The 10106-nt window shown below is 68.3% G+C and carries 7 protein-coding genes and 1 pseudogene; 5 read left to right on the top strand and 3 right to left on the bottom strand.

Annotation, left to right across the window (positions count from 1 at the left end; translation table 11 throughout):
- Positions 1-1756 (top strand): IucA/IucC family protein (locus P3L51_RS32765; RefSeq protein ID WP_354608980.1); only part of this gene is annotated, 1756 nt, incomplete at its 5' end.
- 38 nt (positions 1757-1794) lie between these two features.
- The gene (locus P3L51_RS32770; RefSeq protein ID WP_354608981.1) at positions 1795-3765 is read left to right on the top strand and encodes an ATP-dependent DNA helicase; all 1971 of its coding nucleotides are present in this window, start codon (positions 1795-1797) and stop codon (positions 3763-3765) included.
- A gap of 106 nt (positions 3766-3871) precedes the next feature.
- Here the strand turns inward: P3L51_RS32770 and lexA are convergent, their stop codons facing one another.
- Positions 3872-4657 carry a transcriptional repressor LexA gene (gene lexA / locus P3L51_RS32775; RefSeq protein WP_354608982.1) on the bottom strand — a complete coding sequence of 262 codons (786 nt, stop codon included), beginning with the start codon at positions 4655-4657 and terminating at the stop codon, positions 3872-3874.
- 555 nt (positions 4658-5212) lie between these two features.
- Between lexA and nrdR the strand changes: the two genes are divergently transcribed.
- Both nrdR and P3L51_RS32785 read left to right on the top strand, forming a co-directional pair.
- Positions 5213-5722, top strand: a complete 510-nt coding sequence (nrdR, locus tag P3L51_RS32780; protein ID WP_354608983.1) for a transcriptional regulator NrdR — start codon at positions 5213-5215, stop codon at positions 5720-5722.
- A gap of 256 nt (positions 5723-5978) precedes the next feature.
- Positions 5979-8873, top strand: a complete 2895-nt coding sequence (locus P3L51_RS32785) for a vitamin B12-dependent ribonucleotide reductase (RefSeq protein WP_354608984.1) — start codon at positions 5979-5981, stop codon at positions 8871-8873.
- A gap of 115 nt (positions 8874-8988) precedes the next feature.
- Here P3L51_RS32785 and P3L51_RS32790 read toward each other — a convergent pair whose 3' ends face one another.
- Both P3L51_RS32790 and P3L51_RS32795 read right to left on the bottom strand, forming a co-directional pair.
- On the bottom strand, positions 8989-9519 hold the full coding sequence (locus tag P3L51_RS32790; protein WP_354608985.1) for a TerD family protein: 531 nt from the start codon (positions 9517-9519) through the stop codon (positions 8989-8991).
- Positions 9520-9684: 165 nt separating this feature from the next.
- Positions 9685-9879, bottom strand: a complete 195-nt coding sequence (locus P3L51_RS32795) for a hypothetical protein (RefSeq protein ID WP_354608986.1) — start codon at positions 9877-9879, stop codon at positions 9685-9687.
- Positions 9880-10034: 155 nt separating this feature from the next.
- Here P3L51_RS32795 and P3L51_RS32800 point away from each other — a divergent pair.
- Positions 10035-10106 (top strand): annotated as a pseudogene (locus P3L51_RS32800) (DUF4937 domain-containing protein); the annotation flags it as partial.

A 10106-nucleotide genomic window follows, 5' to 3' on the forward strand; every position in this document is an offset into this window, starting at 1 on the left:
CACCGCCCGCCTCCTCGCGAAACTCCTCGGCGAATTCGCGTACGAGGAGATCATCGAGCCCGTCGCACGGGCCGGCGCCAACGGCGAGGCGCCCGACCGCTACACGCTCGCGCTCGACGACGGCACCCCCCTCACCTTCACCGCCCGACGCGGCGCGTACGGCGCCTGGCGCGTCGACCCCCACTCCGTCGAACACGCGGGGCAGCCCTTCCGGGACCCGCTCCGCTTCCTCGTGCTCGCCCGCCGCCTCCTCGCGATCGACGGCGCCACCCTCGGCCACCTCGTCCGCGAACTGAACGCCACCCTCGTCGCCGACGCCAGAATCGCCGGCACCGCGCTCACCGCGGCCCAACTCGCCGACCTCGACTACGCCGACCTCGAAGGCCACCAGACCGGCCACCCCTGGCTCATACTCAACAAGGGCCGCATAGGTTTCTCCGCCACCGACTCCACCCGCTGGGCACCCGAGTCCCGCACGCCCTCCCGGCTCCCCTGGATAGCGGTCAGCACCACCATCGCCAGCTACCGGGGCGTTCCCTCCCTCGCCTCTCCCGGCCGGCTCTACGGCTTTGAACTCGACCCCGCGACCCGCGAAGGCTTCGCCTCCGTGCTCCGCTCTCGCGGCCTCGACCCGGACGCGTACCTCTATCTCCCCGTACACCCCTGGCAGTGGGACGAAGTACTGCTCCCCCTCTACGCCGCCGAGATCGCAGGCGGCACGATCGTCCCGCTCCCCACCGACGGCGACATCAGACTGCCGCAGCAGTCGATCCGTACGTTCCTCAACACCACCCGGCCGGACCGGCACACGGTGAAACTGCCGCTGTCCATCCTCAACACCCTTGTCTGGCGCGGTCTGCCCACCGCACGGACGCTCGCCGCTCCGGCCGTCACCGCCTGGATGCGGGGGCTCTACGAGTCGGACCCCTTCCTCCGCGACGAATGCGGAGTGATCCTGCTCGGGGAAGTGGCTTCGGTGACGGTGACCCACCCGCTGTACGACCACGTTCCAGAGGTCCCTTACCAGTACAAGGAACTCCTCGGCGCGATCTGGCGTGAACCCCTCCCCGCCCGGCTCGCCCCCGGCGAACGCGCGCGGACCCTCGCCTCCCTCCTGCACACCGATCCACAGGGCCGCGCCTTCACCGCCGAGCTCGTCGAACGGTCCGGCCTCCCCGCCGAGGTCTGGCTCCGCAAGCTCTTCGCCGCGCTGCTGCCGCCTCTGCTGCGCTTCCTCTACCGCTACGGCACCGTCTTCTCGCCGCACGGGGAGAACGCCGTCGTCGTCTTCGACGAGAGGGACGTCCCCGTGCGCCTCGCGATCAAGGACTTCGTGGACGACGTGAACATCAGCGCCCAGCCGCTTCCGGAGCACGAGGGGATGCCGCAGGAGGTCAGGGACACCCTCCTTACCGAAGATCCGTCCTTCCTCACCCAGTTCATCCACTCGGGCCTCTTCGTCGGTGTCTTCCGCTTCCTCGCACCGCTGTGCGAGGAGCAACTGGACATCCCGGAGCGGACGTTCTGGTCACTCGTACGGGCCGAAATCCTGCGCCACCAGGCCCGGTTCCCCGAACTCGGTCACCGCTTCGAGACATTCGACCTGCTCACGCCCCGAATCGCGCGGCTCTGTCTCAACCGCAACCGGCTGCATCTCGACGGATACCGCGATCGGGCCGACCGCCCGCACGCCGCCGTACACGGGACGGTGCCCAATCCGCTCGCCCTCCCGGCGGGCGGTACGAACGGGACGTGATCGCCGTTGTCAGTGGTGAGCCGTAGGGTGGTCGGGCTATGACGAAGCCATCTCTTTCCGAGCTCCTCCATGCCGCCGTCACCGCTGTCGGCGGTGTGGAACGCCAAGGCCAGGTCACCATGGCCGAGGCCGTCGCGGAGGTCATCGACGACAATTCCCATCTGCTCGTGCAGGCTGGCACCGGCACCGGAAAGTCACTCGGCTATCTGGTACCCGCGCTGGCGCACGGCGAGCGTGTCGTGGTGGCCACCGCGACCCTGGCCCTGCAGCGGCAGCTCGTGGAGCGTGACCTGCCCCGTACGGTCGACGCGCTGAGCCCCCTGCTGGGGCGGCGGCCCGAGTACGCCATGCTCAAGGGCCGCTCCAACTATCTCTGTCTGCACCGCCTCAACGAGGGCGTGCCGCAGGAAGAGGAGGACGGGCTGTTCGACCAGTTCGAGGCGGCGGCGCCCACGAGCAAGCTCGGCCAGGACCTCCTGAGGATGCGGGACTGGGCGGACGAGACGGAGACCGGCGACCGGGACAATCTCACGCCGGGTGTCTCCGACCGGGCGTGGGCGCAGATCTCCGTGTCGTCCCGTGAGTGCCTGGGTGCGACGAAGTGCGCCTACGGCGCGGAGTGCTTCGCCGAGATGGCACGCGAGCGGGCCAAGCTCGCCGACGTCGTGATCACCAACCACGCCCTCCTGGCCATCGACGCCATCGAGGGTGCCCCTGTCGTCCCGCAGCACGAGGTGCTGATCGTCGACGAGGCCCACGAGCTGGTGTCGCGGGTCACCGGGGTCGCCACCGGCGAGCTCACGCCCGGCCAGGTCAACCGCGCGGTGCGCCGCGCGGCCAAGCTGGTCAACGAGAAGGCGGCCGACTCGCTCCAGACGGCCGCCGAGACCTTCGAACGGCTGATGGAGCTGGTCGTCCCCGGCCGGCTCGAAGAGGTCCCCGAAGACCTCGGCTACGCGCTGATGTCGCTGCGTGACGCCGCGCGCACGGTCATCTCGGCGATGGGCGCCACTCGCGACAAGTCCGTGCAGGACGAGGACGCCGTACGCAAGCAGGCCCTCGCGTCCGTGGAATCCATCCACAGCGTCGCCGAGCGGATCGCCAACGGCAGCGAGTGGGACGTGGTCTGGTACGAGCGCCACGACCGGTTCGGCGCGTCTCTGCGAGTCGCTCCGCTCTCGGTGTCGGGCCTGCTGAGGGAGAAGCTCTTCAGCGAGCGCTCGGTGGTCCTGACCTCGGCCACGCTCAAGCTCGGCGGCGACTTCAACGGTGTCGGGGCGTCGTTGGGGCTGTCCCCGGAGGGGACGGAGGGGGAGGACGTCCCGCAGTGGAAGGGCATCGACGTCGGTTCGCCCTTCGACTATCCCAAGCAGGGCATTCTCTATGTCGCGCGGCATCTCTCCCCTCCCGGCAGGGAGGGTTCACGCGGCGACATGATGGACGAGCTCGCGGAGCTGGTCGAGGCGGCGGGCGGCCGTACGCTCGGACTGTTCTCCTCCATGCGGGCCGCCCAGGCGGCAGCCGAGGAGCTGCGCGGCAGACTCGACACGCCGATCCTGCTTCAAGGGGAGGAGACCCTCGGCGAGTTGATCAAGGCTTTCGCGGCAGACCCCGCGACGTGTCTGTTCGGCACACTCTCGCTCTGGCAGGGCGTGGACGTCCCCGGACCGAGTTCACAGCTGGTGGTGATGGACCGGATTCCCTTCCCGCGTCCCGACGACCCACTGATGAGCGCGCGCCAGAAGGCGGTGGAGCAGTCCGGTGGCAACGGCTTCATGGCCGTGGCGGCCACGCACGCCGCCCTGCTGATGGCTCAGGGCGCCGGCCGGCTGGTGCGGGCCTCGGGCGACCGTGGTGTGGTGGCCGTCCTGGACCCCCGGCTGGCGAACGCGCGGTACGGCAGCTATCTCCGGGCCTCGATGCCCGATTTCTGGTACACGACGGACCGCAACCAGGCCCGTCGCTCCCTGGCCGCGATCGACGCACGGGCCAAGTCGGACGGCCGGTAGCCGCAGGCGCGGTGCGGACCCGCCCCACGGTGGGCCCGCGGCGGGCACAGCGAGGCCCCGGGACCGGCGCAGTGGGTCCCGGGGCCGGCCTGATGCCGGCGAGCCCTCAGACCCGCCGCAGGACCGCCACAACCTTGCCGAGGATCGTCGCGTCGTCGCCGGGGATCGGCTGGTACGCCGCGTTGTGCGGGAGCAGCCACACATGGCCGTCCTCGCGCCTGAAGCGCTTGACGGTGGCTTCGCCGTCCAGCATCGCGGCCACGATGTCGCCGTTCTCGGCCACGGGCTGGCGGCGGACCGTCACCCAGTCGCCGTCGCAGATCGCCGCCTCGATCATCGAGTCACCGACGACCTTGAGGACGAACAGCTCGCCGTCACCAACCAGTTGGCGGGGGAGCGGAAACACGTCCTCGACGGACTCCTCGGCGAGGATCGGCCCGCCCGCCGCGATCCGGCCGACCAACGGCACGTACGACGCGGCCGGTTTGCCGGTCGTGTCCGTCTGCTGGGTGCTCGGCTGGTCGGAGCCCCGGACCTCGTAGGCCCTCGGCCGGTGCGGATCCCTGCGAAGGAAACCCTTGCGCTCCAGAGCCATCAACTGATGGGCGACGGAGGACGTGCTGGACAGGCCGACGGCCTGGCCGATCTCGCGCATCGACGGCGGATATCCCCGCCGCTGCACGGAGTCGCGGATGACTTCGATGACCCGTCGCTGCCGGTCCGTGAGACCGGAGCTGTCCGCCCGGATTCCAGGAGGTCGGCCGGGCAGCGAGCGAGTGGGCTTTACGCCCTCCGGATTCGTGGCTGCGTCATTCATGGGATGCACCGGCTCGAGTCGGCTCTGGGAGCGGTCCTGGGCGGTAATGGTGGCGTTGTCTGCGGTAGTGGTCACGTCGGCCCCTCTCGAAATGTTCTCCCTAGCTGGACAACGGTAGTTGCTTTCGAAAGGTTGCGCCAAACACACGTTCGAGTGAAAATCCCCGGAAGTGCTGACGGGGCAATATCAGCGGTGTATGTGGCGCGCGTATTCAGGACCGTCCGCACGGGTTGTCCATCGCTCATCTACCGGCCGTCCACGGCTCATTGCGGTAACCCTCACCGCCGTCCCGGCCGGGCCGACGGCGCCCAGTCTCTCATCGGGTGGCCCGGAATCGCGGTACGTTCGGGGCTCCCGTACTCTCGTGCCGGGCCGCCTCCGGCGGCGGAGCGGGTGGCCTCGTGCCCGGCGCCGTACGGCCGTCGGCCTGCCGCCCGTTGCGACACGCGCGACCGCTCGGAAGCGTGCGCCAGCCCTACATGTAGTGGTTGGATTGGCGCAGTCGCCCAGAAGTAGTGGTCCCGGGTCTTTCCCGACGGAGGCCATCGCCTATGCTGGAGTCTGCTTCGTACGGCCCCTCCAGGGCCCGTCGAGGCTTCTCAGTCGTGCTGTGAAGGAGGGTCGGAAGCCATGCACTGCCCCTTCTGCAGGCACCCCGACAGCCGTGTCGTCGACAGTCGCACCACCGACGACGGGACGTCCATCCGACGCCGCCGTCAGTGCCCCGACTGCTCCCGCCGTTTCACGACGGTGGAGACCGCCTCGCTGATGGTGATCAAGCGCAGCGGAGTCACGGAACCCTTCAGCCGCACCAAAGTCATCTCCGGTGTGCGCAAGGCATGTCAGGGACGACCGGTCACCGAGGACGCCCTCGCCCAACTCGGCCAGCGGGTCGAGGAGGCGCTGCGCGCCACCGGCAGCGCCGAACTGACCACCCACGATGTCGGGCTGGCCATACTCGGCCCCTTGCAGGAGCTCGACCTCGTCGCGTACCTGCGCTTCGCATCCGTATACAGGGCGTTCGACTCGCCCGAAGACTTCGAGGCCGCCGTGGCGGAGCTCCGTACGCGGCCTCCCACTGACGAAGGCGCGCTCGGCGCGACCCCCGAGGTCCCCGAGTCCGTCACCGCTGCCGACTGACCGGACCCCGGTAACGGCACCGGCTCACTGTCACCGACGTATCGAGCGGTGACGACCGATCGGTCATCGATGGATCATCGATCGGTTACCGACCTATCGCGACAGCTCAGCGACCGATCATTGTCGATCGGGCGCCCCAGCGGCGATGAGACCTGCCACGAGCGCCCCACGCGGCGTCCGTGGCAATGGACACATCACTGTGCCATGGGAAGAACATGGCACTTCAGGGCGTTTGCGCCTGTATATGGGAGGCGGCATGACAGAGACGGCGAGCGGTCCGACAGCACGAGGTTCCCGGAGCAAGGGAGCCAAGGGCGGCAAGGGCCTGCGTATCGAGCGAATCCACACGACCCCCGGCGTGCATCCGTACGACGAGGTGGTCTGGGAGCGCCGGGACGTCGTCATGACCAATTGGCGCGACGGCTCGGTCAACTTCGAGCAGCGTGGCGTCGAGTTCCCCGGCTTCTGGTCGGTGAACGCGGTCAACATCGTCACCAGCAAGTACTTCCGCGGGGCTGTCGGCACGCCGCAGCGCGAGACGAGCCTCAAGCAGCTCATCGACCGCATCGTGAAGACGTACCGCAAGGCGGGCGAGGACAACGCGTACTTCGCCTCGCCGGAGGACGGGGAGATCTTCGAGCACGAGCTGGCGTACGCCCTCCTGCACCAGGTCTTCAGCTTCAACTCGCCGGTGTGGTTCAACGTGGGCACCCCTCAGCCCCAGCAGGTCTCGGCCTGCTTCATCCTGGCCGTCGACGACTCCATGGAGTCGATCCTCGACTGGTACAAGGAAGAGGGCATGATCTTCAAGGGCGGCTCCGGCGCCGGCCTGAACCTCTCGCGGATCCGTTCTTCCAAGGAGCTTCTCTCCTCCGGCGGCAACGCCTCGGGTCCCGTCTCCTTCATGCGCGGTGCCGACGCCTCCGCGGGGACGATCAAGTCCGGCGGCGCCACCCGCCGCGCGGCCAAGATGGTCATCCTCGACGTCGACCACCCCGACATCGAGAACTTCATCGAGACCAAGGTGAAGGAAGAGGAGAAGATCCGCGCCCTGCGTGACGCGGGCTTCGACATGGACCTGGGCGGCGACGACATCACGTCCGTCCAGTACCAGAACGCCAACAACTCGGTCCGTGTGAACGACGAGTTCATGAAAGCCGTCGAAGAGGGCGGCAAGTTCGGACTGCGCGCCCGGATGACCGGCGACGTCATCGAAGAGGTCGAGGCCAAGTCCCTCTTCCGCAAGATGGCCGAGGCGGCGTGGGCCTGCGCCGATCCCGGCATTCAGTACGACGACACGATCAACCAGTGGCACACCTGCCCGGAATCAGGCCGGATCAACGGCTCGAACCCGTGCAGCGAGTACATGCACCTGGACAACACGTCGTGCAATCTGGCCTCGCTGAACCTGATGAAGTTCCTCAAGGACGACACCAAGGGAAACCAGTCGTTCGAGATCGACCGTTTCTCCAAGGTCGTCGAACTGGTCATCACGGCGATGGACATCTCCATCTGCTTCGCCGACTTCCCGACCCAGAAGATCGGCGAGAACACCCGCGCCTTCCGTCAGTTGGGCATCGGCTACGCCAACCTCGGCGCCCTGCTGATGGCGACCGGCCACGCGTACGACAGTGACGGCGGGCGGGCGCTCGCCGGCGCCATCACCTCGCTGATGACCAGCACGTCGTACAAGCGCTCCGCCGAACTGGCCGCGGTCGTCGGTCCGTACGACGGCTACGCCCGCAACGCCGAGCCGCACCAGCGCGTCATGAAGCAGCACTCGGACGCCAACAGCGCGGCCGTGCACATCGACGACCTGGACGGCCCGATCTGGGCGGCGGCCACCGAGGCGTGGCAGGACGTCATCCGTCTCGGCGCCAAGAACGGATTCCGCAACGCGCAGGCCTCGGTCATCGCGCCCACCGGCACCATCGGTCTCGCGATGTCCTGCGACACCACCGGTCTCGAACCCGACCTCGCGCTGGTCAAGTTCAAGAAGCTGGTCGGCGGCGGCTCGATGCAGATCGTCAACGGCACGGTGCCGCAGGCCCTGCGCCGCCTGGGCTACCAGGAGGAGCAGATCGAGGCGGTCGTCGCCCACATCGCCGAGAACGGCAATGTGATCGACGCGCCCGGCCTCAAGACCGAGCACTACTCGGTCTTCGACTGCGCGATGGGCGAGCGTTCCATCTCCGCGATGGGCCACGTCCGGATGATGGCGGCGATCCAGCCCTGGATCTCCGGCGCGCTCTCCAAGACGGTGAACCTGCCGGAGACGGCCACTGTCGAGGACGTCGAAGAGGTCTACTTCAAGGCGTGGAAGCTCGGCGTCAAGGCGCTGGCGATCTACCGCGACAACTGCAAGGTCGGTCAGCCCCTCTCTGCGAAGAAGAAGGAGCAGGTCGCGGAGAAGACCGAGGACACCATCCGCCAGGCGGTGGAGAAGGTCGTCGAGTACCGCCCGGTCCGGATGCGCCTGCCCAAGGGGCGTCCCGGCATCACCACGTCCTTCACGGTGGGTGGCGCCGAGGGTTACATGACGGCGAACTCCTACCCGGACGACGGGCTCGGCGAGGTCTTCCTGAAGATGTCCAAGCAGGGCTCGACCCTCGCGGGCATGATGGACGCCTTCTCGATCGCGGTGTCGGTGGGACTTCAGTACGGCGTCCCGCTGGAGACGTACGTCTCGAAGTTCACCAACATGCGCTTCGAGCCGGCCGGTATGACGGACGACCCGGACGTGCGCCTCGCCCAGTCGATCGTGGACTACATCTTCCGGCGGCTGGCGCTCGACTTCCTTCCGTTCGAGACGCGTTCGGCTCTCGGGATCCACTCGGCCGACGAGCGGCAGCGTCACCTGGAGACCGGTTCGTACGAGCCGTCCATGGACGACGAGGGAATGGACGTCGAGAGCCTGGCGCAGTCCGCACCGCGCCAGGTCGAGCCGCTGAAGTCGGTGGGTCCGGTCGCGACGTCGAACGCCGCGGAGACACCGGCGCCCAAGCAGGCGCACACCTCGGCGGAGCTTGTGGAGATGCAACTCGGCATCAGCGCCGACGCGCCGCTCTGCTTCTCGTGCGGTACGAAGATGCAGCGGGCCGGGTCCTGCTACATCTGCGAGGGCTGTGGGTCGACGAGCGGCTGCAGCTGAGCTCGGTGGGAGTGATTCCCGTTCCGAGACATAGGGCCTGAGGGGAGGGGCGTCGGCATCGTGCCGGCGCCCCTCCCCTTCGTCTCTGTTCAGACGATCCGGTGGGCCGCCGTCGTCACACGCCGCCCATCTGCTCCGTGAACTCCTGCGGGTCGGTGTCGTCGAAGCCCCGGAGCACCGGGCGGAAGTCCCACGTACCCGACTCGTTCCTGGTGAACTCGGCGATCGTCGTCGCCGTCGCCCCGGAGACCTCGGTGAAGTCGCTCGCCGTCAGCTCGGCGAGGCCTTCGAGCACGCGGACGCCCGCACCCGATATGTCGGCGAACGTCCGGTGGCCCTCGCGCTGCTGGATGACGACCCCCACCACCACGCGCGCGTAGTCGGATCCCAGCCGGTCGAGCTCCAGCGTCATCACCTCGTCGGAGCCGAATCCCTGGCCCGTGCGGCTCTCCCTCTCCAGGATTATCGTCCCGTCAGGTGAGCGGCTGTCGAAGTGCACCAGATACGTCGGCCGGTCGCTGGGCGCGTCCGAGGTGTATGTCGCGGCCACGATGTCCAGGTCGTGCGGCGGCCGGCCGAGCGGGCTCGGATCCCATTTGAGGGTGACCTCAACCTTTTCGACGCCCCTGTTGAGACTGCTGCTCACCGGTCATCCCTCCGTACGTCCAATACCTCTGAACACAAGGCTAGTCCGCGCGACCGACAACACACCCCCCGTACCGGCCAGTTGCACCTGACTTGGCCATGACTCGCCACGAACCCCTGCCGGAGGAACTCCCTCCGCGCTCGCTCCGTGGCGCGCCCGGCCGTCTCAGTGCGGGATCCGGCGTGCACTTCTGCGCGTGCCACCGCGTCCACGAACAGCGCCCTCCCGCGTCGAAGGAGGCACGGAGAACCCGCTGAGATGCGCGCCGTCCCGTTCCAGGGCGGCGATGTTCTCCAGTGCGAGCCCGTGGCTGACCCCGTGGTACGCGTCGATCCCGAGGCCCGACTCGTCGCCGCGCATGAGGATGTCCGTGCCGCCGCCGGCACGCGCTCGGCTGACTCCAGACGGGTGAAGAGCGGGTTGGTGTGCGGGGCTGTCATGTCGATCATCGCGCGGCTGGAACCGGGCTGCCCGGAGCGTGACCTGGGCCACGTTCGGCCCCGTACGATGGCGCGGTGCTGGTCAAGTGGATTCGCTGCACGGTGACGGACCGACGTGGTTTCGAACGGGGGCAGCGGAAATGGGCG

Source organism: Streptomyces panacea (assembly GCF_040560175.1).
Lineage (GTDB): Bacteria > Actinomycetota > Actinomycetes > Streptomycetales > Streptomycetaceae > Streptomyces > Streptomyces panacea.

Excerpts from the sequence above, each read along its gene's own strand:
- nrdR (WP_354608983.1), top strand. The coding sequence starts at position 5,213 with ATGCACTGCCCCTTCTGCAGGCACCCCGACAGCCGTGTCGTCGACAGT.
- P3L51_RS32795 (WP_354608986.1), bottom strand. The coding sequence starts at position 9,879 with ATGCGCGGCGACGAGTCGGGCCTCGGGATCGACGCGTACCACGGGGTC.
- P3L51_RS32785 (WP_354608984.1), top strand. The coding sequence starts at position 5,979 with ATGACAGAGACGGCGAGCGGTCCGACAGCACGAGGTTCCCGGAGCAAG.
- P3L51_RS32770 (WP_354608981.1), top strand. The coding sequence starts at position 1,795 with ATGACGAAGCCATCTCTTTCCGAGCTCCTCCATGCCGCCGTCACCGCT.